Source organism: Rhodovulum strictum (genome assembly GCF_009649175.1).
Taxonomy (GTDB): Bacteria; Pseudomonadota; Alphaproteobacteria; order Rhodobacterales; family Rhodobacteraceae; genus Rhodovulum; species Rhodovulum strictum.
The window spans coordinates 315,129-341,560 of record NZ_WJPO01000001.1 but is presented as its reverse complement, the minus strand read 5'-3'; the positions used below and the strand labels follow the sequence as shown (position 1 = coordinate 341,560).

The window sequence follows — 26,432 nt, the reverse complement described above, 5'->3', positions numbered from 1 at the left end:
CCGCTGCAGATTGGTTGATCGCGGACCGCGGCTATGACGCCGACTGGTTCAGAGATGCTTTGAAAGACAAGGGGATAAAGCCCTGCATTCCCGGCCGGAAGTCGCGCGGCAAGGCCGTCCGATACGATAAACGCCGCTACAAGCGGCGCAACCGGATAGAGATCATGTTCGGTAGGCTGAAGGACTGGCGCCGCATCGCGACCCGCTACGACCGATGCGCCAAGACCTTCCTTTCCGCCATCGCCCTCGCCGCAACCGTCCTGTTCTGGCTTTGACGATCAATGAGTCTGGAGCCTAGAAGCCGCCGCCAGCCTGCCCGAAGGCACCGACGACGAAGCCCGGTTCATGATCCTGACCTCGGTCGCGAACGCTGGCGGCCAGATCTACAATGTCAGCCCCTTCACCTTCGCCACGCTGCGCGAACAGGACCCCAAGCACCTTCGCAAGAATCTCGTCGACTACCTGATGGGCTTCAGTCCGAACGTGCGTGACATCTTCATCGAGAAGTTCAAGTTCACCGAGGTCCTGAAAGGGCTCGAGGACGCCAAGTCCCTCTGGCGGGTCTTCGACAGCTTCGCGCGGGCGGACCTGCATCCGAGCAAGGTCTCCAACCTGGAGATGGGTTACCTGTTCGAGGAGCTGATCCGGCGTTTCTCGGAAATCTCGAACGAAACTGCGGGGGAACACTTCACTCCGCGCGAGGTGGTCCGCCTGATCGTTGACCTGATCATCGCCAACGACGAAGTTGCGCTGTCGGGCAAGGGTATCATTCGGCGCATCTATGACCCCGCATGCGGCACCGGCGGCATGCTCTCCACCGCGGAAGAAGCGATGACGGCTCTCAATCCTGGCCTGAAAGTCGACCTCTTCGGGCAAGAGCTGAACCCGGAATCCTTCGCGGTCTGCAAGTCCGACATGCTGGTCAAGGGACACGACGCTTCCCGCATCGCCTTCGGCAATACGCTGACCGAGGACGCGCACCGGAACGAGACCTTCCACTACATGCTGTCGAACCCGCCGTATGGCGTGGACTGGAAGAAGTACGCAGACGATATCAAGGCTGAAGCCGATCGCAAGGGGCACGAAGGTCGGTTCGGCGCGGGCCTGCCGCGGATCTCCGATGGCCAGCTGCTGTTCCTGCAGCACATGATCTCGAAGATGCGTGACGACGAGAACGGCTCGCGCATTGGCATCGTCATGAACGGGTCGCCCCTTTTCACCGGCGGCGCCGGTTCGGGCGAGAGCGAAATCCGACGTTGGATGCTGGAGAACGACTGGGTGGAGGCGATCGTCGCTTTGCCGACCGACCTGTTCTACAACACCGGAATCCAGACCTATGTGTGGATCCTCGACAACCGGAAGGACGCCGCCCGGCGCGGGAAGGTCCAGTTGATCGATGCTTCGGGCGAGCGGTTCTGGAAGGCCATGCGCCCGTCGCTCGGCTCGAAGCGGCGCCAGATCCCGGACGAGGCCCGGGCCGAGATCGTCCGCATCTACCACGAGTTCCTGAACGGCAGGGCTGGCTATGGCGACGTGTCGAAGATCTTCGACACCACCGACTTCGGCTATCGCGAAATCCGGGTGGAACGCCCGCTGCGCCTTCGCTTCGACATCACCGGCGCGAAGATCGTCGAGATGGATGGCGCGAAGGGCCTCGACAAGCTGGGAGATGACCTGCCCGGCCTGAAAGCGGTGCTGCGCGACAGCCTGATGGGCCAGAGCTTCACCAGCCGCGATGTCTTCGAAGGCGCGGTCGCGGCGCTGGCCAAGGCCGTCGGCGTGAAACTGTCGACGCCGATCAGGAAGGCGCTGGTCCAGCATTTCGGCGAGCGGGACGAGGAGGCCGAGATCTGTCGTGACGCCAAGGGGCAGATCGAGCCGGATCCGGAACTGCGGGATTTTGAGTTGGTGCCGTTGAAGGAGGACTGGAAGGCGTACTTCGCTCGCGAAGTCACGCCCTTCGTGCCCGACGCCTGGGTGGACACGGGCTACACCGATGACAAGGATGGGAAGGTCGGCCGGGTCGGCTACGAGATCAACTTTAACCGGTATTTCTACCAGTATGTTCCGCCGCGGCCGCTGGCTGAGATCGACGCCGAACTGAAGGCCCTGGAGGCAGAGATCGCCGGGCTGCTGAAAGAGGTGGTAGCGTGACTGATCTTCAGCGTAACCGTTTGCAGCGTGCCAGGCAGGACTGGCCAGTGTTCCGATTGAAACATCTGGCGAAGCTCCAAGGTGGCGGCACGCCGTCGAAGGATCGGGAGGCCTATTGGACAAACGGTGATATCCCATGGGTATCCCCGAAGGACATGAAACGCCGGGTGATTGCCGACACCGAGGACTACATCACCGAGGAGGCAGTTCGCGAGAGCGCCACCTCGTTCGTAAAGGCTGGCTCTCCTCTGATCGTTGCGCGCTCCGGTATCTTGCGCCATTCGCTTCCGGTAGCTATCAGCGGCACCCGTGTCACGCTGAACCAGGACATGAAAGCCTTCCATGTCGGAAGGAGGCTCCTACCGGAGTTTCTGGTTTACTGGATCGAAGGTCAGCAGAAAGATCTTCTTCTCGAGTGGCGGCAATTTGGTGCGACGGTTGAAAGCATCGATGTTCAAAAGATGATGGATGGGCGAATTGCCCTTCCTGATCTTGCGACTCAGAAACGGATCGCCGCATTTTTGGATCGCGAAACTGCGCGTATCGACGAATTAATCTCGAAGAAGGAACGCTTGATCACTCTTCTGGATGTTAAGCTTCGCAACGCGATCTCGATCGCAGTAACGAAAGGTATCAACGGCACTGTTGATCTCAAAACATCTGGAGTGGACTGGATCGGAGAAATCCCGGCGCATTGGACGGTTATGAAGTTGGGCTACCTTGGCCGCTGCGCAAACGGCATCAACATTGGAGGAAACGCCTTTGGCTCTGGTTTTCCGTTCATCAGTTACAGCGATGTATATAAGAACCGGGCACTGCCGGTCACCGTTTCGGGTCTGGTGCTGTCGACTGAGAATGACCGAAGGGCTTATTCGGTAGAGGCTGGTGATGTTTTCTTCACTCGAACCTCCGAAACAATTGAAGAAATCGGGTTCTCGAGTGTTTGCTTTGAGACCATTGAAAACGCTGTTTTTGCAGGGTTCCTTATCCGGTTCCGACCTCGCAAGGGTCAATTTGCGCCAGTTTTTTCGAAATACGCATTTCAGCATTCTGGCCTGCGAAGCTACTTCGCCAAAGAGATGAACCTGATCACTCGAGCATCTCTCAGCCAAAACTTGTTGAGGAACATGCCTGTCGCCTTACCTCCCCTAAGAGAACAAGAAAGCATCGGCCACAGTCTGAATGCTTTGGAATGCAAGGTTCAAGCCATCGCTGAAAAGACGCGCCTGACTGTCCAGAAGCTCCGCGAATACCGAGCCACGTTGATAACCGCCGCCGTTACCGGTCAGATCGACGTGGAGGCATATGGTAAGGTCGGCACCGCCCCAGCCACACTCAGCCGGACCGAAGAGGAGATGCAAGCATGAGTCATGTCCACTCATCATTCAAAGAAAGTGGACTTGTCCCCGGCTCGATGCTTCCAGGGTTTGAGAACCGTGAGATCGCGTCGTGCGTTAGCGAGCGCCATGTCCCGACAAACGTGTTCTGCTATTCCCGTCCTGATCTCTGGCAGGACCGAATTTGGAGAGTGCTTTCAGATTACATCACCGATGACGTAAAGGCCGCCTTTCTGGACGATCTGCCAGAATACATTGTATCCGATGATCTTTCATGGCTCGATACAATCATCGAACGTGTCGTTGGCGAGTGGCCAGACATCAAAGAAGTCACGGCAGACCGCCTTGTGCATGAATTCGACGCCTTCCGAATGTTCCATGCTACTCGTACGAACGATCTTGCTGCTTTCTACCAGAATGGGCTTCGTTTTATGACGAACCGCGACATCGAAGACCGTGCTAGGATCATCTTCTTGAACGGATCTTTTCCTCGTGTGAGCGAGGAAAAGTTGTCCGCCGCCATCGCGGAACTGAACGGAGGTCATCACGCGAATAGATTCGACCTCAAACCCCGCATCTATTGCTGCGCAGATGAAAATGACTTCACTACTAGATTGGGTAATTCTGGGCACTACCTCGACTTTGGTAGCGAGTACCTCTTCAACTTGGGAAGTTGCCTAACCAGCTGCTCCGAAGCAAAGCAAGCACTACGCGAAATCGGAAGCCCTACTATGTTCGTCATCGATGTGCCGATGCACTTAATCAATAGATCAACAATCTTGGAGTTTTCCGGGAACGTACTGGAATTCCTGTTCAGCAGTCTATCCGATAGTTTGGAAGCAAGAGCTCTCAGCCCAGGTGCAGGTACCGTAATCATCCTGCGCAATGAAATCCCTGCGAACGCGTTTGTAGGGCATTTTCATCCGAAACATTTCTTCCACAGCCATAAGTGAATCAGGTTATGTCGAGTCCCGTCATTTTCCGCGACAAGCTGCACACCGAAGAAGCGGTGGAACTCCACCTTGTCCACCAGCTGGTCACGCGGCAGGGCTGGCAGGAGCGGCCTTCGACAGCCTATGACCGGGTATCTGCCCTCGATCCGGAGATGATTGAGGATTACGTGCGGGCAACCCAGCCCGATGCGTGGACACGCCTGGCGGATCAGTACGTCGGCAAGGTCCGGGAGACCCTGGTTCAGCAACTGGTGAAGCAGCTTCAGGCGGTCGGCACGCTGGAGGTGCTGCGCAACGGGATCAAGATCATCCCGGGCATCAAGATCAGCCTCTGCGGGTTTCGCCCCGCCTCGGGCCTGAATGCCGATCTGGTCCGGGCCTATGAGGGCAACCGACTGACCGTGATGCGGCAGGTCCGCTATTCGGCGCGGAACGAGAATGCCATCGACGTAGTGCTGTTCATCAACGGCCTGCCCATCATCACGATGGAGCTGAAGAACACGGCCACGGGCTCGACCTACCTGACAGCCGAGAAGCAGTATCGCAACGATCGCTCGCCAAACGGGGAGCCGCTCCTGACGTTCAAGCGCGGGGCGCTGCTGCACCTCGCCGTGGACCAGGACAACGTGTCGATGACGACCCAACTGGAAAACGGCCGGACCCGGTTCCTGCCTTTCAACCGCGGCCGGGACGGCGGCGCCGGCAACCCGGATGTGCCGGACGAGTTCCGCATCGCCTTTCTCTATCGGGATATGGATGGTGCCGAAGCGGCGTTGTCCCGCGACGTGCTGCTCGACATCCTGAACCGGTTCGCCCTGGTGTCGGAAGTTGAGCAACCGGGCGGACGGCTGAAACGGACCACGGTCTGGCCGCGGTACCACCAGCTTGATGCCGTGCGTCGGATCGTGAAGCATGCCCGTCGGCTGGGCGCGGGTCCCAACTACCTGCTGCAGCACTCAGCCGGATCGGGCAAGTCGAACACTATCGCCTGGACAGCCTATCAGCTGGCTCTGCTGCACGATGACGCCGACCGGCCGGTATTCGACAGCGTGATTGTGGTCGTAGACCGCAAAGTGCTGGACCAGCAGCTGCAGGGCACCATCCGGTCCTTCGTCACAACGCCCGGGTATTTCCGGCCGATCGACGAGACCTCCGCCCAGTTGCGCAGCGCTATCCAGAGTGGGGCACGGATCATCGCCACGACCATCCACAAGTTCTCGACCGACCATGTGAACGTCCTGAAGAACGAGGCCGGCAAGCGGTTTGCCATCATCATCGACGAAGCACACAGTTCGCAATCGGGAAAGCATGCCGACAATCTCGGCCGGGTGCTGGCCGAGTCCGTGCTGGCCGATGCCGACCTGGACGACAACGAACGGGCGCTGATCGAGCTGCAACGCATGCGGGGCCCGCAGGCGAACCTGTCCTACCTGGCCTTCACCGCCACGCCGAAGAATGTGACGCTGGAGCGGTTCGGCGGGCGGGGGCCGGACGGCCTGCCGCATCCGTTCCACCTCTATTCGATGCGCCAGGCAATCGAGGAGGGCTTCATCCTCGACGTCCTGCGCAACTACCAAACCTACAAGACCTATTTTGCCCTGGAACGTGCCATCGAGGACGACCCCCAGCTGTCGCCGCGGAAGTCGAACCGGAAGGTCGCGCGCTACGTCGATTTCCATGAGACGGCGATGGAGCAGAAGGCCGAGGTCATCGTCGAGCACTTCCGCCGCCATGCCCTGCCGGAACTGAACGGCCAAGCGAAAGCGATGGTGGTCACCGCGAGCCGCGAACATGCTGTCCGAACCCATCGCGCCATCAACCGTTACATCCGGCGCGAAGGCTACGATGATCTGAAGGCCTTGGTTGCCTTCTCGGGCGAGATCGTGGTGGATGGCGCGAACCTGACCGAGCCCGGCATCAACGGCTTCGGTGAGACGGAACTCCCCGGCCGTTTCGACGGCGACGACTACAACGTCTTGGTGGTCGCGGAGAAGTACCAGACAGGCTTCGATCAACCGAAGCTCGTGGCGATGTATGTCGACCGGCACCTGTGCGGCATCCAGGCCGTCCAGACCCTGTCACGCCTGAACCGCACCTATCCCGGGAAGGAGCGGACCTACATCCTCGATTTCCGGAACGAGGTGGAGGACATCAAGGAGGCGTTCCGGCCCTATTACAACGCAACCGCGATGGAAGAGGTCTCCGACCCGCACCAGGTCTATGCACTGCTTGCCCGGATGCAGGAGATGCACATCCTCGACCAAGGCGAGATCGACCGGTTCGTGTCACGCTTCCTGCAAGCCAATCAGCGCGCCGATGAGCGTCCGGTGCTGGAAGGCATCGTCCGGCAGACAGTGGAGCGCTTCCGGACGGCCCTGACCGAGGAGCAGCAGGAAGAGTTCCGGCAACTGCTGGCGTCGTTCCTGCGGTTCTACGCCTTCATCTCGCAGGTCATCGCCCTCGAGGACAGCGACCTCGAGAAGATGTACCTATTTGGAAGCTGGCTGAAACGCCTGCTTCCGTCGCGCGAGGCGCCCCAGGGCGGCGATGTCACCGACGACATGCTGGAACTGCAGGCGTTCCGGCTTTCTGAGGGCGACGAGATCGATGCCTCGCTGGCGGCGACCGAAACGAAGCCGCTGTCACCGATCGACCGGTTCGGGGCGAACCCGTTCACCGACGAAGAACGCCGCACGCTGTCCGAGATCATCAGAGCGTTCAACGACCGGCACGCCACGAACTTCACCGAGGAGGATTACATCCGGTTCGAGGCGGTGAATGAAGCCATCCTCGACGATGAGGCCTGGGCAGAGATGCTGCGGAACAACCCGCCCGAAGTTGTCCGGCCGCGGTTTGGCGAGGAGTTCATGCGTCGGGCCATCCTGGCGTTCCAGCGCGACCGTCAGATGCAGAGCGCCTTCCTGCAGGACCGGGAAGGACGAGAGATGATCATGGGGCTGATGTTCGGGCGTGCGGTTAGAGGAGCGCGCCGTATTGCGTAATGACATGAGTCGGCCAGCCAAACCCGGAGTGTTCTGGCTCAAAGCGTCCGCGAAGCAAAGGGAGCGAGAACCGCTCCACAGCACCATGCTACATGTGGTGTTTTCATTCGACGAAGACTACCATATATTGCTTCCGCAAGCACAGACCCAGAGGTTCGCGTGAACAGCAAGTACGTTTTCTACATGGACGACTTCGGGACCCGAACGATCTGCAAGGGCGGTACCAACGCATCGTCACCGGCCCATGAACTGACCTTCGCGCTCGGGGGGGTTATCGTGGCATCGGAAAACGTTGATGCTGTCGCCGGCAATGTCAAAGCGTTTTGCGAGAAGTGGGATGTACCCTCGCTCCATGGAAACAAGATCCGATCAGGCAAAGGGAAGTTCGGCTTTCTTAAAACGGACGAGAAGAGAAGGGCGACATTTTTCTCGGAACTGGATCAGTTGGTCCTGGATGATCGGCTGATCGCTCACGCCTGTGTCATCTGCCGCCCTGGTTATCGGGACCGATACCTTGAAAAATACCCTGATAGCACCCGCTGGGCCATGAGTAAGACAGCTTTCGACATCTCCGTCGAGCGGGCGGCGAAGCTGGCGATGCGGGATGGTCGGAAGCTGGACGTGGTTTACGAACGCACCGGCGAGAAGGAGGATAAGCTGCTGGAGCGCTACTTCGCGGACCTCAAGGCCGCGGGAATGGGTTTTTGCGCTGAGAACTCTCGGCGGTATGGACCTTTGACAGGCGCACAGTTCATGGACCACCTCAATGTCATCTGGTCCGACGGCAAAGGAAACCCTTTGCTTCAGCTGGCGGATCTTGTCGTCCATCCAGTCAGCCAGATCACAAGTGGCAAGCAGAACCGCGCCTATAATCAACTCGTTGAGCGCAAGATGCTATTGGACTTTAAGCATGAAGACGAAGCCGTGGGGGTGAAGTATTCTTGTTATGATGGTGAGTATGGTGCTTGGAACGGCCCCCAGAAACACACAAGGGATCCCGAAGGATCCCCTGAGGCGGTCGGCGTAAAGCCTGACCCCGTGGCAGTGCCATAGCGTATGAAGTACACGGGGCCGGCGAAAAGGCAAGGTTTTTTTTGTCGCGGCCTTCGGCGCATACAGCTCCCCATGACCACGATTTTTTAACCTTATCAGTAATTTGCGGCTCAATCGAGTCGATCTTCTCTTGCGAGGAATCGCATATCTGAGCGCCACGGCCGGTGAGTGTCGGGCGCCAGCCAGGCACTCTCCGATCTTCGCGAGGCGCGCGACGTCGCGCGTGACGAGCTCGCCCGCCGTTCACCGACGGAGACGGCCGGACCCGCCCGTGGAACGCAATCGGAAGCATCGACGGGCCCCCGGCGGGCCCCTCCTGGTCCATCTCCGTCCGCATGTGGAACGAAAGGACAATTTTTGCGAGCATGGAGATTATGCCCGTTTTATGTCGTTTCCGACCAAAATGGACAATTTATCTGCACTTCCAGACCTAGTAGGATTCCGCGCTAACTGCACTTCGAATGCCCGCAATTCATGCAGGTCATGCAGCCCTCGACCATGCGCATCTCGTAGGCGCCGCAGGCCGGGCAGGCGGGGCCGCGGGGGGTGTCTCCGACCGCCATGGCCTGATAGCGGGGGTCGGATTTCAGGCCCATGCCCTCGCCCTCGATGAAGCCGATCGAGACCATGTGCCGCTCGATCACGCCCCCGATCGCCGCCAGGATCGAGGGGATATACTTGCCCTGCATCCAGGCCCCGCCGCGCGGGTCGAACACGGCCTTCAGTTCCTCGACCACGAAACTGACATCGCCGCCGCGCCGGAACACCGCCGAGATCATCCGGGTCAGCGCCACGGTCCAGGCGAAATGCTCCATGTTCTTCGAGTTGATGAACACCTCGAAGGGACGTCTGCGCCCGGCCATCACGATATCGTTGATGGTGATGTAGATCGCGTGTTCGCTGTCGGGCCATTTCAGCTTGTAGGTGCTGCCCTCCAGCGCCTGCGGCCGGTCGAGCGGGTCGGACAGATAGACCACATCCGCCCCGGTCTCGGCCTCGGGCCGTTTCTCGGAGCTTTCCGCAACCGTCAGGACCGACCCCGTCACCGCGTTGGGCCGGTAGGTGGTGCAGCCCTTGCAGCCGGTTTCATAGGCTTGCAGGTAGACATCCTTGAAGGCGTCGAAGCTGATATCCTCGGGGCAGTTGATCGTCTTCGAGATCGAGGAATCCACCCATTTCTGCGCGGCGGCCTGCATCCGGACATGCTCGGCCGGGCTCAGCGTCTGGGCATCCACGAAATAGTCGGGCAGCGGCGCATCCCCGAACTTCTCGCGCCAGAGGCGGACGGCGTGATCCACCACCTCCTCCTCGGTGCGCGAGCCGTCGCGTTGCAGCACCTTGCGGGTATAGGCATAGGCAAAGACAGGCTCGATCCCCGAGGACACGTTGCCGGCATAAAGGCTGATCGTTCCGGTGGGCGCGATCGAGGTCAGCAGCGCGTTGCGGATGCCATGTTCGGCGATGGCGGCGCGCACATCCTCGTCCATATGGGCCAGCGCGCCGCTGGCCAGGTACTTGTCGGCGTCGAACAGGGGAAACGCCCCCTTTTCCCGCGCCAATTGCACCGAGGCCAGATAGGCGGCGCGGGCGATGCGGTGCAACCAGCGCTCGGTCTGACGCGCCGCTTCCTCGGATCCGTAGCGCAGGCCCACCATCAGCAGCGCATCAGCGAGCCCCGTCACCCCCAGCCCGATCCGCCGCTTGGCGCGCGCCTCGGCCTCCTGCTGCGGCAGGGCGAAGCGGCTGACATCCACCACGTTGTCCATCATCCGCACGGCGGTCGCCACCAGTTCGTCCAGCGCGTCCTCGTCCAGTTCGGCCAGCGCCTCGAAGGGCTCGCGCACCAGCCGGGCAAGGTTGATCGAGCCCAGAAGGCAGGCGCCATAGGGCGGCAGGGGCTGCTCGCCGCAGGGATTGGTGGCGGCGATGCTCTCGCAATAGGCCAGGTTGTTCATCGCGTTGATGCGGTCGATGAAGATCACGCCCGGCTCGGCGAAATCATAGGTCGCCCGCATGATCCGGTTCCACAGGTCGCGCGCCTCGACGGTGTGATAGACCTTGCCGCCGAAATGCAGCTCCCACGGCTTGTCGTCCTTGACCGCCGCCATGAAGGCATCCGTCACCAGCACGCTGAGGTTGAAGTTGCGCAGCCTTGCGGGATCCTGCTTGGCGGTGATGAACGCCTCGATATCGGGATGGTCGCAGCGCATCGTCGCCATCATCGCGCCGCGGCGCGAGCCTGCCGACATGATCGTGCGGCACATCGCGTCCCAGACATCCATGAAGCTGAGCGGCCCCGAGGCATCCGCCGCCACCCCCAGCACATCGGCGCCGCGCGGGCGGATGGTCGAGAAATCGTAACCGATGCCGCCGCCCTGCTGCATCGTCAGCGCGGCTTCCTTGAGCATGTCGAAGATGCCCGCCATGGAATCGGGGATCGTGCCCATCACGAAGCAGTTGAACAGCGTCACCGACCGCCCGGTGCCCGCGCCCGCCGTGATCCGGCCCGCGGGCAGGAAGCGGAAATCCTCGAGCGCGGCGTAGAAGCGGTCTTCCCACAGCGCGGGTTCTGCCTCGGGCGCGGCCAGGGCCCGGGCGATGCGCCGCCAGGTATCCTCTACCGTCAGGTCCAGGGGCGCGCCATCCGCCCCCTTCAGGCGGTATTTCATGTCCCAGATCTGTTCGGCGATGGGGGCGGAGAAGCGGGTCATCTTTGGCGTCCTCGGGCGTTCGGGGCAGGCCCGTCAGAATAGGACCTCGGCTTGAACTCCGCAACAATTAGCCTAGGCTTGGGGCACATCAACAGAATCTGGGGACAGGATGGCCGCGGCCCATGTCAATCTGGTAAAGCTCTGCGTGGGCGCCGAGCGGGTCGAGGATCTGCTGGACTGGCAGCGCCAGCCCCGCGCGCTTGGGGCCGACGGGCTGCCGCGCCATGTCACGCGGATGTGGCCGAAACGCGCCGGTGAGGTTCTGGCGGGCGGCTCGCTTTACTGGGTGTTCAAGGGGGTGATCCTGGCGCGGCAGCGGGTGGTGCGGCTGGACCCGGTGACCGGGGCGGACGGGATCGCGCGCTGCGCCATCGTGCTGGACGCGCAGGTGATCCGCACCGAGGCCGCGCCGCGCCGACCGTTCCAGGGCTGGCGCTATCTCGACCCGCGCGAGACGCCGCGCGACCTGTCCACCGCCCGCGCGCATGAGGAGACCCTGCCGCCCGGACTGATGGCGGCGCTGGCCGAGATCGGGGTACGATAGGGCGCACGCCTCAGGCGTCGAGCCCCAGACGCGCGGCAAGCGCGCGAAAGCACTCATGCGCCGGCCCGTCCCAATTCGCCGCGCGCGCCTTGAACAGCGTCGCCTGGCTGCGGTGGATCAGCCCGTCGGACAGGATCTTCAGGTGGTTCGCGCGCAGCGTCTCGCCGGTCGAGGTGATGTCGGCGATCGCCTCGGCGGTCAGGTTCTTGACCGTGCCTTCCGTCGCGCCCTGGCTGTCGACAAGCTGGTAATCGGCCACGCCCGCCTCGCGCAGGAAATCGCGCACCAGCCGATGATACTTGGTCGCGATGCGCAGCCGGTGGCCATGCGCCGCCCGGAACGCCGCCGCCGCCGCGTCCAGGTCGTCCAGCGTGTCGACATCGACCCAGCAGCGCGGCACCGCGATCACCAGATCGGCAAAGCCGAAGCCCATCGGTTCCAGCGTCACGACCCGGCTTTCCCAATCCGCGATCCGCTCCTGCACCAGATCGGATCCGGTCACGCCCAGATGGATCCGCCCCGCCGCCAGCTCGCGCGGGATCTCGCCCGCGGACAGCAGCACCAGTTCCACCCCCGCGATGCCCTCGACCGCGCCGGAATACTCGCGCTCGGACCCGGTGCGGCGGATGTTCACCCCGTGGCCTGCGAACCAGTCAAAGGTCTTTTCCATCAGCCGCCCCTTGGACGGCACGCCAAGCTTCAGGCTCATTGCCCGCCCTCCCGCGTCAGGGCCAGCACCAGTTCGGGCCGGATCACGCCGCCCACCGCGGGCACCGCGCGGCCCTGGCCCAGGATGCGCGTCAGCGCGTCATAGCGCCCGCCCGAGGCGACGGGAGGCAGGTCGGGCCGGGTTTCGGCGTAGAAGCCGAAGACGAAGCCATCGTAATATTCCATCGTCGTGCGGCCATAGCTGGCCTCGAAATCCAGCAGATCGACGTCGATCCCCTGCCCCGCCAGCGCGTCAAGCCGCGCCTCGATCCGGTCGAGCGCGGGGGAGATGGCGGGCAGGTCCACCGCGATATCGCGCAGATGCGCCAGCGCGTTCACACAGGTTTCGCGGATCGACAGGATGTCGTCGAGAATTTCGGCCTCGCCCGCCGAGATCGGCGGCTCGGCGGCATCCTCCAGAAGCGTGGCCAGCCGCGCGGCCACATCGGCGCGCGCGCGCAGCCCGATTTCGGGCCCCGCCGCGTCCATCACCGCCTCGATGCCGCGGGCGCGCAGGTCGGCCAGAAGCCGCCTGCGCGCCTCGGGCACGGGCGCGCGGCCGCCGAACCGGTCCAGCAACGCGCGGAACCGGCGCGGGCGCCAGACATGGCGGCGCAGCGCGGCCTTGCGCTTGGGCGTGGTCGACAGCCCCCCGATGGCGGCCAGCAACAGCCCGATATCCCCCGTCGCGGCACGCAGGCCCAAGGGCGACAGCACCTCTGAAAACAGCGCGAAGACCTCGGCATCGGCCGCGGCGGGATCGTCGCCGCCGAACAGTTCATAGCCGACCTGGATATATTCGTTGGGCCGGTTCGGGTCGCGTTCCTGACGGCGGAACACCTCGCCGCAATAGGTATAGCGCGCGGGATCGCCGCCCGCCTTCATATGCATCTGCACCACCGGCACGGTGAAATCGGGGCGCAGCATCAACTCGCCCCGCGCCGCATCGGCGGTGACATAGGCGCGCGCGCGGATATCCTCGCCGTAAAGGTCCAGAAGCGTGCCCGCAGGTTGCAGGATCGCGGTCTGCACCGGCGCCGCCCCCGCATTGCGAAAGAAGGCATGCAGCCGCTCGGCCTGTGCCAGGATCTCGGCCTTGGTCGCCATCGCTCAGCCCCCGTTCCGGTCGAGGATGCGGCGCACCTCGGCCACCAGATCGGCCTCGGGCACCTCGACCTGGGCGGGCTGCGACTTCCATTCCTCAAGGCTGGCACTGGCGGCGATCTGTGCGCCCAGTACCAGATCCTTGATCTGCACGACGCCCCGCGCCGCCTCGTCCGAGCCCTGGATGATGGCAATGGGCGCGCCGCGCTTGTCGGCATATTTCAACTGGTTGCCGAAATTCCTGGGGTTGCCCAGATAGACCTCGGCGCGGATGTCTGCTGCGCGCAGCCTGCCCACCATCGCCTGATAGGCCGCCATCCGGTCGCGGTCCATCACGGTCACGATCACGGGGCCCTGCAACGCGCCGCCCGCCCGCCCCTTGGCCCGCAGCGCAGCCAGAAGCCGGTCGACACCGATGGAAACGCCGGTCGCAGGCACCTTCTGCCCGGTAAAGCGTTCCACGAGGCCATCATACCGCCCGCCCCCCGCGACCGAGCCGAACTGCCGCGGCCGGCCCTTTTCGTCGAGGATCTCGAAGGTCAACTCGGCCTCGAACACCGGGCCGGTGTAATAGCCGAGGCCGCGGACCACGGAGGGGTCGATGCGGATTCTGTCAGCGAAGTAGCCTTGCTGATAGCAAAGGTTGGCGATCTCCCTTAGCTCTCGAACGCCTTCTTTGCCCATATCCGATGATTTGACGAGTTGGCCCAGACGCTCCAAGACGAAGTCATTCCAAGCTTCATGGCTCTGCGCATCAAACCGACTTGCAGCAGGTTCGACAACTCCGCCTTCACTCGCTTTGGCAATATCCTTGAAAGCCTCAACCCCAAGCCCGGTTGACTGCCGCGAATGCTGAAGCAACTGCGCACGCACATGCTCGTTGGCCTCGACAAACCCCATCACCACCTCGGCCTGCTCGTCCGACAGCCCCGCGCCCTTGGTGAAATCCCCGCTCTCGTCCTCGCGCCCCTCGCCCAAGAGCGCGCGCACACCCTTCGGCCCCAGCCGGTCCAGCTTGTCGATGGCGCGCAGCACGATGCCGCGCTCGTGCTCGAAGCGGTCGGGGTCGGCGGGGTCGAGGATGCCTGCAACCTCCATCACGCCGTTCAGAACCTTGCGGTTGTTCACCCGCACGATGTAGTCGCCGCGCTCGATGCCCACGGCTTCCAGCGCGTCGGCCAGCATCGCGCAGATCTCGGCATCCGCGGCCACGCTCGCCGCGCCGACCGTATCGGCATCGCATTGATAGAACTGGCGGAAACGGCCCGGGCCGGGTTTCTCGTTGCGCCAGACCGGCCCCATCGCGTAGCGCCGATAGGGGGTGGGCAACTCGTTGCGGTATTGCGCGGCGACGCGGGCGAGCGGCGCGGTCAGGTCATAGCGCAGCGCCAGCCAGTCCCCGTCCTCCTCCTGCCAGCCGAAGACGCCGGCATTGGGGCGGTCGACATCGGGCAGGTACTTGCCCAGCGCGTCCAGCGTTTCGACCGCGGATGTTTCCAGCGGATCGAAGCCGTAGCGTTCATAGACCTTGCAGATGGTGTCGAGCATCGCCTTGCGCTCGGCAACCTCTGCGCCGAAATAGTCGCGAAAGCCCTTGGGCGTTTCGGCCCGGGGGCGCCGGGGTTTGGTATCCTTGGCCATGCGCGTCTCGCCGCCTGCCTCTCGCTGTCGCGGGGGGTCTAGCGGATGGGGGGCGGCGGGGCAAGGTGGCGCAGGAGGACAGGCATGGGCGAGTTGACGGCACTGGAAGAACGGATCGCGCTGCTGATCCGCGAGGTCGAGGATCTGTCCGACGAACTGGCCCGGCGCGGGCGCGAGATCGACCTGCTGCGCCGCCAGGTGGACATGCTGCTGGAGCGCGAGGCCGGGCGCGAGTTCGAGGCGGGCGGCACCGTGCCGCTGGCCGACCAGAAGCCGCCGCACTGGTAGGCGGGCGCCCTGGCCCTCAGACTTCCTCGACCAGCGCGACGCCGGGCAGCGATTTCAGCGCGCCCTTGACCGCGGGCGTCACCGGATAAAGCTCGCGCAGCCGCAGCCAGCAGTCGCAGCGCTGAACCTGCCCCTCGACCACCAGATCGAGGTTCAGCACCCGCAGCCGGATCGGCCCGCCCGCCCTGCCCCGCGGCACCGCACCAAGCTGGTCCAGAAGGCTGCGCACGGCTTTCGCGGCCTCGGCGGTCTCAAGCGTGATTTCCAGCCCCGCCGCGCCCGCATCGGCAATCGCGGCATCCATCGGCTGGATGCCGCGGATCGTGGGGTCGAACTGGCCCTCGCTGAACCGGCCCTCGAGCGTTGCCAGCACCTTGTCGGTGGTCTCGAACACCTTGCGCGCCGCCAGCAGGTCGGCCTCTTCGCGCGGGAACATGGCCACGCCCGCAAGCTGGCCGGTCGGATCGGACAGATCCATGCGGAAATAGCGCGTGCCCTTGGCGCTTTTCATCTCGCGCAGGCCCGAGACCAGCACCCCCACCTTGAGAACCGCCGCCCCGCTGCGCTCGGCCGTCTCGCGCGCCGCAACAAGGCTGAGCGCACCCTTGCGCTTGAGCGCGGCCATGTAGTCGTCCAGCGGATGGCCCGACAGGTAGAAACCCACCGCCTTGTGTTCCTCGGCCAGCCGCTCGGCGGGCAGCCAGTCGGCAACCGGGGCAAGCCGCGGCTCGGGCAGATCCTCGCCCGCCTCGCCGAACAGCGACACCTGCGCCGAGGCGCGCGCCTCATGCACTGCCGCCGACCAAGCGGACAGCGCGTCCAGACTGTCGAAGACGCGCCGCCGGTTCGGGTCAAGCTGGTCGAAGGCGCCCGCCCGGGCCAGCATTTCCAGCGGCCGCTTGCCGATGCGTTTCAGATCCACCCGCCGGGCAAAATCGAAGATCGTGGCAAAGGGCCGGTCGCCGCGCGCCTCGACGATCAGCCGCATCGCCTCGACGCCCACATTCTTGAGCGCGCCCAGCGCATAGACCAGTTGCCCGCCGCTGACCGCGAATGTCGCCTGCGCCCGGTTCACGCAGGGCGGCACGATGCCGATGCCCAGCCCCCGGCGCACTTCCTCGGCATAGATTGCCAGCTTGTCGGTCAGGTGGATATCGCAATTCATCACCCCGGCCATGAACTCGACCGGGTGATTGGCCTTGAGCCAGGCGGTCTGGTAGCTGACCACCGCATAGGCCGCCGCGTGCGACTTGTTGAAGCCGTAATTGGCGAACTTCTCCAGAAGGTCGAAGACCTCGCCGGCCTTTTTCGCGTCGACGCCATGGGTGGCCTTGGCGCCCTCGATGAACTTGGGCCGCTCCTTGGCCATTTCCTCGGCGATCTTCTTGCCCATCGCGCGGCGCAACAGATCCGCACCGCCCAGGGAATAGCCCGCCATCACCTGCGCGATCTGCATCACCTGTTCCTGGTAGACGATGATGCCCTGGGTTTCCGCCAGGATATGGTCGATCGTGGGATGGATCGATTCAAGCGGCCTGATCCCGTGCTTGACCTCGCAATAGGCGGGGATGTTCTCCATCGGGCCAGGGCGGTACAGCGCCACAAGCGCCACGATATCCTCGATGCAGGTGGGCTTCATCCGGCGCAGCGCATCCATCATGCCCGAGCTTTCCACCTGGAACACCGCGACCGTGCGGGCGCTGGCGTAAAGCTCGTAGGTCTTCGGATCGTCCAGAGGGATATGCCCGATATCGTTCTCGGCGCCGGGCTTGGGCTGGTAAAGCGGCGTGCCGTCCGCGCCCTCGTGCAGGGCGCGCCCGCCCGCGCGGATCAGGTCGATGGCATTCTGGATCACCGTCAGCGTCTTGAGCCCGAGGAAGTCGAACTTGACCAGCCCCGCCGCCTCGACCCATTTCATGTTGAACTGCGTCGCGGGCATGTCGGACCGCGGATCCTGGTAAAGCGGCACCAGCTCGTCCAGCGGCCGATCCCCGATCACCACCCCCGCCGCATGGGTCGAGGCATTGCGCAGCAGCCCCTCGACCTGCTGGCCATAGGTCAGAAGCCGGTCCACCACTTCCTCGGTCCGGGCCGCCTCGCGCAGGCGGGGCTCGTCGGCCAGTGCCTTCTCGATCGAGACGGGCTTTACCCCCTCGACCGGGATCAGCTTCGACAGCTTGTCGACCTGCCCATAGGGCATCTGCAACACGCGCCCGACATCGCGCACGGCCGCCTTGGACAAGAGCGCGCCGAAGGTGATGATCTGCGCCACCTTCTCGCGGCCATAGCGCTGCTGGACATAGGCGATCACCTCCTCGCGCCGGTCCATGCAGAAGTCGATGTCGAAGTCGGGCATCGAGACCCGCTCGGGGTTCAGGAAGCGTTCGAAGAGCAGGCTGTAGCGCAACGGATCCAGATCGGTGATCGTCAGCGCATAGGCCACAAGGCTGCCCGCCCCCGACCCGCGCCCCGGCCCGACCGGAATGCCCTGCGCCTTGGCCCATTTGATGAAATCGGCCACGATCAGGAAATAGCCGGGGAACCCCATCTGCTCGATGATGCCCAGCTCGAAATCGAGCCGCTTCTCGTAATCCTCGACCGGCGCGGCAGGCGGGATCACGGCCAGCCGCGCGGCCAGCCCCTCCTTTGCCTGACGGCGCAATTCCTCGACCTCGTCCTCGGCAAAGCGCGGCAGGATCGGCGCGCGCTTGGCCGCCCTGAAGGCACAACGGCGGGCGATCTCCACGGTATTCCCGATCGCTTCGGGCAGATCGGCAAACAGCGCCGCCATTTCATCGGGCGACTTGAAATGATGCTGCGGCGTCAGCCGGCGGCGCGGCTCGGCCTGATCGACATAGGCGCCATCCGCGATGCACAAGAGCGCGTCATGCGCCTCGTACATCTCGGGCTTGGGGAAATGCACGTCATTGGTCGCGACCAGCGGCAGATCCATCGCATAGGCGATCTCGACATGGCCGCGCTCGGTCGCCGCCTCGGCCTCGGTCAGCCGCCCGCCCTCGCCCGGATGGCGCTGCAACTCGACATAGAGCCGCCCCGGAAACGACGCCGCCAGCCGCGCCGCCAGCGCCTCGGCCTTGCCCCGCTGCCCGGCCCGCAGGAACCGCCCCAACGGGCCGTCCGGCCCGCCGGTCAGGCAGATCAGACCGGCCGCATGCGCCTCCAGTTCCTCTTGCGTGACCTGCGGAAGCTGCCCCGCCTTGCCCAGATACAGGCAGGAATTCAGCTTCATCAGATTGCCATAGCCCGCCTCGTTCTGCGCCAGCAGAACGACCGGCGCAGGCGGGCGCGGGCGCTCGCCGGGTGCGGCCGGATCATGGGCAAGGTCGATCTGGCAGCCCAGGATCGGCTGAATGCCCGCGCCCGCCGCCAGAACCGAAAATTCCAGCGCGCAGAACATGTTGTTGGTATCGGTGACGGCCACGGCGGGCATCCCCGCCGCCTTGCACAGATCGGGCAGCTTCTTCAGCCGCACCGCCCCCTCAAGCAGCGAATGCTCGGTATGCAGGCGAAGATGGATGAATCGCGGCGCAGCCATGGCCAGACCCTATCCCCCGCGCCGCCCGCCGAAAAGCCCGCCCTGCCCTTCTTCTTGGCCGAAATACCCCCGCGCGGAGCGCGCGCCCGGCCCTGCCGGGCGCCATGCCCAACCCCGGGCAAGCGGGGCGCAAGCCCCGTGCGGTCCCGGGGGCGGGAGCACCCCGCCGCCCGCTCAGACCGCGCCTTCCACCAGTTCGATCCGGTTGCCGAACGGATCGTCGACAAAGATCCGCCGCAGCCCCGACACCCGGCCGTCCCGGCGCAGGTCCAGCCCCGCCCGCTCCAGCCGCTCGGCCAGCGCATCCAGCTTGCGCACCATCAGCGCCGGATGCGCCTTGCGCGCGGGGCGAAAGCCGGGCTCGGCACCCAGATGGATCCGCAATTCGCCGCGCCGGAACCACAGCCCCTCGCCGCCAATTGTCTCCGGCCGCGCCTCCTCCTCAAGCCCCAGCAACCCGCCATAAAAGGCACGCGCGGCCGTTGTGCCGCCTTCGGGCATCGCAAGCTGGACATGGTGCAGGGCATGCGGGAACAAGACATCCTCCTCTGGCCTCCGATCCGGCCGGTCCTCGGCCCCGCCAATTCCAATTGCCGCGGGCCATCCTGCGGGGGAAACCTCTGGCCCCCACCCTAGCGGCGCCCCTCGCGCAGCCAGGCGCCAAGGCTGAGTGCGGCGGCCAGCAGCAGCATGACCCAGGCAGGCGCCAGCGGCGTGATGCGCAGATCGGCCGTCAGATAGGCGCCGCGCGGGGTGATCCCGATCCAGCCCCGGCCCGCGGCAAGCCGTCCCTCGCGCACGGTGCGGATGTCGGGCAGCCCGGCATGGATCGGCAGGATGCCGCCCCGCGTCGGCTCGACCGCCGGGGCCAGCGGCGCGCCGCTGGCGATCGTTTCCTCGAATTCGCGGGGCGCAGACGGTCCCAGCGCGATCACGGTTTCCAGTTCCGCATCCGACAGACGGTAAAGCCCGATCTCCGGCCCTTCATAGGTCGCCTGGAACCGGCCCGGTGCGGTTTCCTCAAGCTCCAGCGTCTCGGTCTCGCCATCGGGGCGGGTGATCTCGACGCTGCGCGGGCCTTCCGACAGCGAGCGGCGGGTGATCGCCATCCGCTGCCCCTCGGCACTGGCACCCAGCGATTCCTCCTCGAGATCCGGTTCCTTCATCATCCAGTGCGCCAGACGGCGCAGCAGTTCCAGTTGCGGCCCGCCGCCCTCGAAGCCGCGGCTCCACAGCCAGGCATGGTCGGACGCCATCAGCGCCACCCGCCCCTCGCCCACCCGGTCAAGCACCAGAAGCGGCCGGTTGCCGGGGCCGGACATCACCGATTGCCCGCTGGCCGCCTCGACCTCGATCAGCCGGAACCAGCGGCCCCACGGACCATCCGCCTCGGCCTCGAGCCCCTCGGTCACCGGATGGCGCTGGCCCAGATCGGTGATCGCGGGGCGATAGCCTTCCTCGATCACCCGGGCCGTGGGGGCGCCGGGCAGGATGTCGGCCAGCGGCGAGCGGTAAAGCGACTCGGCGCTGGCATAATCGGGACCGGCCGCGATCAGCACCGCGCCGCCCTTGCGCACATAGTCGCGCACGTTTTCCAGGTACAGCGCGGGCAGGATGCCCCGGCGCTTGTAGCGGTCGAAGATGATCAGGTCGAACTCGTCGATCTTGTCGACGAACAGCTCGCGCGTGGGAAAGGCGATCAGCGACAATTCGGAGACAGGAACGCCATCATGCTTGTCGGGCGGGCGCAGGATGGTGAAATGGACCAGATCCACTGAACTGTCCGATTTCAACAGGTTGCGCCATGTCCGCTCGCCCGCATGCGGCTCGCCAGAGACCAGCAGGACACGCAGCCGGTCGCGCACGCCATTGATCTGCACCACCGCCTCATTGTTGCGGTCGGTCAGTTCGCCCTCTTCGACCGCGACCGAGAACTGGATCACGTTCCGGCCCGCATGGTCCAGCACCAGCGGCACGTCGATATCGCGGTTCAGCGGCACCGTGTAGCTTTGCGCGGGCCCGCCATCGATGGACACCCGGACCTGCGTTGTCGGCCCCATCGTGGCGGGCACCGCGCCCTGATCCTCGATCCGCAGCGTCAGCGTGACCTGTTCGCCAAGGATCGCAAAGGCCGGGGCATTGCGCACCACCAGCCGCCGGTCCCAGTCGTCGCGCTGTCCGGTCAGCAGTGCATGCAGCGGCGCGGCCATGGGCGGCGCGCGGTCCAGATCATGCACCTGCCCGTCGGTCAACAGGATCGCCCCCGCCAGCCGGGCGCGCGGCACCTCGGCCAGCGCGGCTGCCAGCGCGGTCATCAGCAGCGTGCCCTCATTGCCCTCGCCATCGCCGACGCGGACGATGCGCAACTCGGTATTCTCCAGCGCCGCCACCTGCGCCTCGATCCGGGCGATGGCGCGCGCGGTCTGCTCGGGCCGGTCGGCAAGGCGCTGGCTGGCGCTTTCATCGACCACCAGAACCACGATATCCGACAGCGGATTACGTTCCTCGGTCTGAAGCGCGGGGTTGACCAGCGCCGCTAGGATCGCCGCCGACGCCAGCCCCCGCAGCCACCAGCCCGCCAGCCCGCGCCAGAGCGCGAAGCCGGTGATTGCGACGGCAAGGGCCGCCAGAAGCCAGACCAGCGGCCAGGGGATCAGCGGATCGAAGATCACGTTGCCTGTCATTGGCCCAGCCTGTCCAGCAGCGCGGGCACATGGACCTGGTCGGATTTGTAGTTGCCGGTCAGCACATGCATGATCAGGTTGATGCCGAAGCGATAGGCGATTTCCCGTTGCCGTTCGCCCGCATAGCCGCGGCCCACCGGGAACATCGCGCCGCCCTGCGCATCGACGGCCCAGGCCGCCGCCCAGTCATTGCCGCCGATCACCACCGGCGTCACCCCGTCATTCAGATCGCGAAACGGCATCCCCTCGGCCCGTTCGGCATCGGGCGGCGCGGCCTCGACCCAGACATCGCGGCTGATGTGGCGGCCGGGGAAATCCTGCAGCAGGTAGAAGGTGCGGGTCAGCACATGATCGGGGGGGACCGGCTCCAGCGGCGGCACGTCCAGCGGCCGGGCCAGTTGCTGAAGCCGACGCCCCTCGGGCGAGGCACCGCCGAAGCGCGCGACATCGGCATCGCGGGTGTCGAACAGGATCATGCCGCCGGTGCGCAGGTAGCGGTTGAGCCGCGCATAGGCCTCGGGCGAGGGCATCGGCTGGTTCGCCGTCACCGGCCAGTAGAGGAAAGGGAAGAACGACAATTCGTCGGTTTCCAGGTTCACCGCGATGGGCTCCGCCGGTTCGATCGAGGTGCGCTGGATCAGCTTCTGCGACAACCCCCAAAGCCCGGCACGCGCCACCTCGTCCACCCGCGCATCGCCGGTCAGCACATGGGCCAGCACCACCTCGGTCGTTGCCCTCAGCGCCAGATCATCCGCCTGCGCCTCGGCACCCCGGGGCAGCATCAGCGCCAGCAGCAGGACCGCAACAGCGCCCGAGCGTTGCCCCCTGAGCCGCCCCGACAGCCAGAGCGAAGCGAGAATATCGGCCGCCAGGATCGCCAGCGCCGCGGCCAGCACCCAGCCCTTCAGCAGCGTCTCGCGCGCCACGGTCAGCCCCTCGACCGGGATGCGGGCGGGCCAGCTTGCGGGCGTCAGGGCGGTGTCGGGGCCGATCACGTTCAGCGCAAGCCGACGATCCTCGCCTGCATAAAGTCCCGGCGGCAGGTCGGGGCCGGGCCCTGCCCCGGCCAGCCTTTCGCCGGGGATGCCGGGCAGGTTGCCCGCATCGCCCGCCTCGCCAAAGCCATCCAGCACGGTTTCCGCCACCCAGGTCGTGCCGCGCAACTCGGCGGCTTCGGGTCGGGCCGGGCGGGTCGAGACCGCAAGCCGTTCCAGCATCTGCACGAACAGCCCCGACAGCGGCAGCGTGGACCATTCCGCATTCGCGGTGACGTGGAACAGCACCACCTGCCCGTCTTCAAGCCGCTTGCGCGTGACCAGCGGCGTGCCATCGGCCAGCGCCGCGATTGCGCGCTCGGCCAGTTGCGGATCGGGCTGGGCCATGACCTGTGCGCTGACCTGCACATCCTCGGGAATCGCCAGCCCGAAGAAGGGCGAGGTTTCGGCAAAGGGACGCAGCGCCTTGGGCTCGCCCCAGCTCATCGCGCCGCCCACCGTGCGCCCGCCCGCGCGCAGCCGCACCGGCATCAGCGGGTCTTCGGCATCGCGCCCCATATCCGAGGCCGCCAGCCGCGACCCGGCAAAGCGCAGCAGCAGCCCGCCCCGCTCGACCCAATCCTGCAACGCCTCGGCCTCGGAGGCCGACAGCGTCGCGACATCGGCCAGCACGATCACGTCGGGGCTGGCAAGGATGATGTCGGCCAGCGCGCCGTCGATCAGATCGGCGGTCGGCTCCAGCGCCTTTTGCAGGTAGAACAGCGGCGAGAGCAGTTGCAGCCCCTCGCGGTCGTCGCGCCCCGCGATCAGCGCCACGCGGCGCCGTTTCAGGCTGTCATCGGTCAGGCTGACCGCCCCGGCAGAGCGCACCCCCTCGATGGCAAAGCGGCTGATCCGGTTGCGCAATTCGGGCGGCACGACCAGCTCGACCGTGACCTCGCCCTCGCCCGGTTCGAAACCGGCCGGCACCCGCGCCAGCACCCGTTCCACCCCCGCCGGATCGCGCCCCGTCGCGGCCAGCGTGATCTCGGACGCCTCGCCCGGCCCGGCGCGCAGCGCGGTCAGCCGGATCGCGCCATCCTCGAAGATCGCGGGCCGCAGCGCCAGAACCGGGCGCGGGCTTTCGAAGACCCGCAGCGTTCCCGCCGCCTCGAATCGGGCCATCAGGTCGCGCCGCCCCTCGTAATCCAGCCCGCCCGACATCCAGAACGTATCGAACCCGCCCTCCAGCGCCCCGGCCCAGTCGGCCAGGGCCGCCGGATCGGGCAGCCATGCCGCGGGCTTCAGCCCGGCCAGACGGCTGGCCCAGGCTTCGGCCGACTGGAACGGCAGCCCCGCCTCGGGCAGGGCCGTCGCCTGCACGACCGCCACGGGCCGCCCGTCGCGCCCGGCCTCGTCCAGCGCCGCGGCCACCCGGTCGATCCGGCGCGGCCAGTCGCGCGCATCGGCCCATGTGCCGTCGATGAAGACCAGAAGCGGCCCCTGTCCCGGCTGCCGCTCCTGCGGGTTCAGCACGGGGCCTGCAAAGCCCAGGATCAGCGCCGCGACCGCCAGCATCCGCAGCAGCAAGAGCCACCAGGGCGTCTTGTCGGTCTGGGTCTCGTCATCGGTCAGCCCCAGCAAGAGCGCCACACCGGGAAACCGCCGCCGGATCGGCGCGGGCGGCACCGCGCGCAGCAACAACCACAACGCAGGTAGCGCCAAGAGCGCCCAGAGGAGCGCGGGTGCGGTAAACCCGATGCCGCCCAGGGTCCACATCAATGCACCCGCTCCAGCGCGCGAAAGAGCCAGAGCAGCGAGCCCTGCGCCGACTCGCCGGTGTGATGGGTCGAGAAATGCCAGCCCGTCGCCCGGGCCAGATCGGCCAGCCGCGCCTTGCGCATCGCCAGCCGGTCCAGATAGCGCCCGCGCAGATCGCCCGCCTTGAGCGTTTCATGGCGCAGGCTGCCACCCATGCTTTCAAAGATCGTGCGGCCGTCGAAGGGAAAGGCTTCCTCGACAGGATCGAGGATCTGCAACATCGCGCCCTTCACGCCCTTGTCGGCGGCCTCGGTCAAGGCCCGCTCGACCGGCGCCGGATCGCCCAGGAAATCCGACAGGAACACCGCGCGCGAATGGGGCGGCATGCTGCGCGCCTCGGGGGCGCCGTAATCCGCCGCGGGGTCGGCCCCGCCCAGCGCCTCGGCAATGCGCAACAATTGCAGCGGCCCGCGCCGCGCAGGCAGGCCGGTGCCCGAAAGCCCCACCCGCTCGCCGCCGCGCGTCAGCAGCACCGCCACGGCCAGCGCCAGCACCCGCGCGCGTTCGGCCTTGGTCGGATGCGACTTCGCCCCCGAAAACCCCATCGAGGCCGACGCATCGACCCAGAGCAGCACGCTTTGCGCCGCCTGCCATTCGCGTTCGCGCACGAAATGCGCATCCGACCGGGCCGAGCGCCGCCAGTCGATCCGCCGCGCGCCGTCGCCCGCATGGGCCGGGCGGTATTGCCAGAACTCGTCACCCGTGCCTGCGCGCCTGCGCCCGTGTTCGCCCAGCAGCACGGCCTGGGCCAGATGCTCGGCATCGGCCAGCAGCGGCGGCAGCGCGGCTGCCAGCCCCTCGGCCCGGGCGCGGAGGGCGGCGGGATCGCTCACGCCGCGGCCTCGACCCGCAATGTCTCGCGCGCAACACTCTCGATCACCTCGGGCAGCCCCTCGCCGCGCGCCCGGGCCGCAAAGCTCAGCGCCATGCGATGCGTCAGCACGGGCGCGGCCATCTTGAGAACGTCATCGGCCGAGGGCGCCAGCCGCCCCTCCAGCAGCGCCTGCGCCCGCACGGTCAGCATCAGCGCCTGCGCCGCCCGCGGCCCCGGCCCCCAGGCCACGGTGTCGCGCACGATCTGCGGCGCCTCGGGCTCGCCCGGACGGCAGGCGCGCACCAGATCGAGGATCAGTTCCACCACCGCCTCGCCCACCGGCATCCGGCGCACCAGTTTCTGCGCGGCGATCAACTGCTCGGCGCTGAACACCTCATGCGCGGCATCTTCCTCGACGCCGGTGGTCGCGATCAGGATGTCATGCTCGGTCTTGCGGTCGGGATAGGGTACGTCGATCTGCACGAGGAAACGGTCAAGCTGCGCCTCGGGCAGCGGATAGGTGCCTTCCTGCTCGATCGGGTTCTGGGTGGCGAGCACATGGAAGGGCGGCTTGAGCGGATGCGCCGCCCCCGCGATGGTGACCGATTTTTCCTGCATCGCCTGCAACAGCGCCGATTGCGTGCGGGGGCTGGCGCGGTTGATCTCGTCGGCCATCAGAAGCTGGCAGAAGATCGGCCCCTCGATGAAGCGGAACGCGCGGGAACCGTCCTCGCCGGTGTCCAGCACTTCCGAGCCCAGAATGTCGGCCGGCATCAGGTCGGGCGTGAACTGGATGCGCGCGCCCTGCAAGCCCATCACCGTCGAGAGCGTATCGACAAGCCGCGTCTTGCCCAGCCCCGGCAAGCCGATCAGCAACCCATGCCCGCCACACAAAAGCGCGGACAGCGTCAGGTCCACCACCCGCTCCTGCCCGATGAAGCGCCGGGTGATGCTGTCCTTGGCCTCGGCCAGCCGCGCGCCCAGCGCCTCGATCTCGGCCACGAGTGCGGTCTCGTCGGACATGACATTCCTCCCTGCGATCCTATATGGGTCAGTATCGCCACATATCGCCCGCGTCACAAATGGCA

18 protein-coding genes are annotated in these 26,432 nt (G+C 65.6%); 8 read left to right on the top strand and 10 right to left on the bottom strand.

All coding sequences use genetic code 11. The features are described 5' to 3' along the window. The 6 genes from GH815_RS01635 to GH815_RS01610 form a co-directional block, all read left to right on the top strand. A partial coding sequence (locus tag GH815_RS01635; RefSeq protein ID WP_153746974.1) for a transposase occupies positions 1-275 on the top strand: 275 nt, incomplete at its 5' end. Positions 276-345: 70 nt separating this feature from the next. Continuing rightward, a complete protein-coding gene (locus tag GH815_RS19105; protein WP_246176250.1) occupies positions 346-2,154 on the top strand; it encodes an HsdM family class I SAM-dependent methyltransferase in 1,809 nt (602 codons plus the stop codon). Then, positions 2,151-3,521, top strand: a complete 1,371-nt coding sequence (locus tag GH815_RS01625; RefSeq protein ID WP_153746972.1) for a restriction endonuclease subunit S — start codon at positions 2,151-2,153, stop codon at positions 3,519-3,521. Before GH815_RS19105 ends, GH815_RS01625 begins: the two co-directional genes overlap by 4 nt. After that, positions 3,518-4,444, top strand: coding sequence for a hypothetical protein (locus GH815_RS01620; protein WP_153746971.1), 927 nt, complete (start codon positions 3,518-3,520; stop codon positions 4,442-4,444). Before GH815_RS01625 ends, GH815_RS01620 begins: the two co-directional genes overlap by 4 nt. Positions 4,445-4,452: 8 nt before the next feature. After that, a complete protein-coding gene (locus GH815_RS01615; protein ID WP_153746970.1) occupies positions 4,453-7,446 on the top strand; it encodes a type I restriction endonuclease subunit R in 2,994 nt (997 codons plus the stop codon). 183 nt (positions 7,447-7,629) lie between these two features. Next, positions 7,630-8,499 (top strand): DUF3800 domain-containing protein, encoded by an 870-nt coding sequence (locus GH815_RS01610; RefSeq protein ID WP_153747006.1) that lies wholly within the window; start codon positions 7,630-7,632, stop codon positions 8,497-8,499. Between the two features lie 446 nt (positions 8,500-8,945). On the opposite strand, the gene GH815_RS01605 is transcribed toward GH815_RS01610, so the two are convergent. Then, positions 8,946-11,210 (bottom strand): adenosylcobalamin-dependent ribonucleoside-diphosphate reductase, encoded by a 2,265-nt coding sequence (locus GH815_RS01605; protein WP_153746969.1) that lies wholly within the window; start codon positions 11,208-11,210, stop codon positions 8,946-8,948. Between the two features lie 109 nt (positions 11,211-11,319). Here GH815_RS01605 and GH815_RS01600 point away from each other — a divergent pair, with 109 nt between their 5' ends. Beyond that, positions 11,320-11,754: a DUF1489 family protein gene (locus GH815_RS01600; protein ID WP_153746968.1), complete on the top strand. Its 435-nt coding sequence runs from the start codon at positions 11,320-11,322 to the stop codon at positions 11,752-11,754. Positions 11,755-11,764: 10 nt separating this feature from the next. On the opposite strand, the gene hisG is transcribed toward GH815_RS01600, so the two are convergent. From hisG to hisS, 3 genes are read right to left on the bottom strand one after another with little or no spacing between them, the layout of a single operon-like run. Continuing rightward, positions 11,765-12,463 carry an ATP phosphoribosyltransferase gene (hisG, locus tag GH815_RS01595; RefSeq protein ID WP_153746967.1) on the bottom strand — a complete coding sequence of 233 codons (699 nt, stop codon included), beginning with the start codon at positions 12,461-12,463 and terminating at the stop codon, positions 11,765-11,767. Next, a complete protein-coding gene (locus GH815_RS01590) occupies positions 12,460-13,569 on the bottom strand; it encodes an ATP phosphoribosyltransferase regulatory subunit (protein WP_153746966.1) in 1,110 nt (369 codons plus the stop codon). The genes hisG and GH815_RS01590 overlap by 4 nt, the downstream gene beginning before the upstream one ends. Positions 13,570-13,572: 3 nt before the next feature. Next, positions 13,573-15,207 (bottom strand): histidine--tRNA ligase, encoded by a 1,635-nt coding sequence (gene hisS, locus GH815_RS01585; protein WP_153746965.1) that lies wholly within the window; start codon positions 15,205-15,207, stop codon positions 13,573-13,575. A gap of 84 nt (positions 15,208-15,291) precedes the next feature. Here hisS and GH815_RS01580 point away from each other — a divergent pair, with 84 nt between their 5' ends. Further along, positions 15,292-15,495 (top strand): SlyX family protein, encoded by a 204-nt coding sequence (locus tag GH815_RS01580; RefSeq protein ID WP_153746964.1) that lies wholly within the window; start codon positions 15,292-15,294, stop codon positions 15,493-15,495. 16 nt (positions 15,496-15,511) lie between these two features. Here the strand turns inward: GH815_RS01580 and dnaE are convergent, their stop codons facing one another. The 6 genes from dnaE to GH815_RS01550 all read right to left on the bottom strand — a co-directional run bounded on the left by dnaE (position 15,512) and on the right by GH815_RS01550 (position 26,367). Beyond that, positions 15,512-19,051 carry a DNA polymerase III subunit alpha gene (dnaE, locus tag GH815_RS01575; protein ID WP_153746963.1) on the bottom strand — a complete coding sequence of 1,180 codons (3,540 nt, stop codon included), beginning with the start codon at positions 19,049-19,051 and terminating at the stop codon, positions 15,512-15,514. 174 nt (positions 19,052-19,225) lie between these two features. After that, complete coding sequence (locus tag GH815_RS01570; RefSeq protein ID WP_153746962.1) at positions 19,226-19,588, bottom strand: VOC family protein; 363 nt, start codon at positions 19,586-19,588, stop codon at positions 19,226-19,228. A gap of 95 nt (positions 19,589-19,683) precedes the next feature. After that, a complete protein-coding gene (locus GH815_RS01565) occupies positions 19,684-21,735 on the bottom strand; it encodes a hypothetical protein (protein ID WP_153746961.1) in 2,052 nt (683 codons plus the stop codon). Beyond that, positions 21,732-24,488 carry a DUF4159 domain-containing protein gene (locus GH815_RS01560; RefSeq protein ID WP_153746960.1) on the bottom strand — a complete coding sequence of 919 codons (2,757 nt, stop codon included), beginning with the start codon at positions 24,486-24,488 and terminating at the stop codon, positions 21,732-21,734. The genes GH815_RS01565 and GH815_RS01560 overlap by 4 nt, the downstream gene beginning before the upstream one ends. Then, entirely contained in the window at positions 24,488-25,363 is an 876-nt protein-coding gene (locus GH815_RS01555) for a DUF58 domain-containing protein (protein WP_343030606.1), read from the bottom strand. Before GH815_RS01555 ends, GH815_RS01560 begins: the two co-directional genes overlap by 1 nt. After that, positions 25,360-26,367, bottom strand: coding sequence for an AAA family ATPase (locus tag GH815_RS01550; protein WP_153746959.1), 1,008 nt, complete (start codon positions 26,365-26,367; stop codon positions 25,360-25,362). The genes GH815_RS01555 and GH815_RS01550 overlap by 4 nt, the downstream gene beginning before the upstream one ends. Positions 26,368-26,432: the final 65 nt, after the last annotated feature.

Coding starts and splice junctions, on each gene's coding strand:
- GH815_RS19105 (WP_246176250.1), top strand. CDS start 346: ATGATCCTGACCTCGGTCGCGAACGCTGGCGGCCAGATCTACAATGTC.
- GH815_RS01620 (WP_153746971.1), top strand. CDS start 3,518: ATGAGTCATGTCCACTCATCATTCAAAGAAAGTGGACTTGTCCCCGGC.
- GH815_RS01615 (WP_153746970.1), top strand. CDS start 4,453: ATGTCGAGTCCCGTCATTTTCCGCGACAAGCTGCACACCGAAGAAGCG.
- GH815_RS01610 (WP_153747006.1), top strand. CDS start 7,630: ATGGACGACTTCGGGACCCGAACGATCTGCAAGGGCGGTACCAACGCA.
- GH815_RS01605 (WP_153746969.1), bottom strand. CDS start 11,210: ATGACCCGCTTCTCCGCCCCCATCGCCGAACAGATCTGGGACATGAAA.
- GH815_RS01600 (WP_153746968.1), top strand. CDS start 11,320: ATGGCCGCGGCCCATGTCAATCTGGTAAAGCTCTGCGTGGGCGCCGAG.
- hisG (WP_153746967.1), bottom strand. CDS start 12,463: ATGAGCCTGAAGCTTGGCGTGCCGTCCAAGGGGCGGCTGATGGAAAAG.
- GH815_RS01590 (WP_153746966.1), bottom strand. CDS start 13,569: ATGGCGACCAAGGCCGAGATCCTGGCACAGGCCGAGCGGCTGCATGCC.
- hisS (WP_153746965.1), bottom strand. CDS start 15,207: ATGGCCAAGGATACCAAACCCCGGCGCCCCCGGGCCGAAACGCCCAAG.
- GH815_RS01580 (WP_153746964.1), top strand. CDS start 15,292: ATGGGCGAGTTGACGGCACTGGAAGAACGGATCGCGCTGCTGATCCGC.
- dnaE (WP_153746963.1), bottom strand. CDS start 19,051: ATGGCTGCGCCGCGATTCATCCATCTTCGCCTGCATACCGAGCATTCG.
- GH815_RS01565 (WP_153746961.1), bottom strand. CDS start 21,735: ATGACAGGCAACGTGATCTTCGATCCGCTGATCCCCTGGCCGCTGGTC.
- GH815_RS01560 (WP_153746960.1), bottom strand. CDS start 24,488: ATGTGGACCCTGGGCGGCATCGGGTTTACCGCACCCGCGCTCCTCTGG.
- GH815_RS01550 (WP_153746959.1), bottom strand. CDS start 26,367: ATGTCCGACGAGACCGCACTCGTGGCCGAGATCGAGGCGCTGGGCGCG.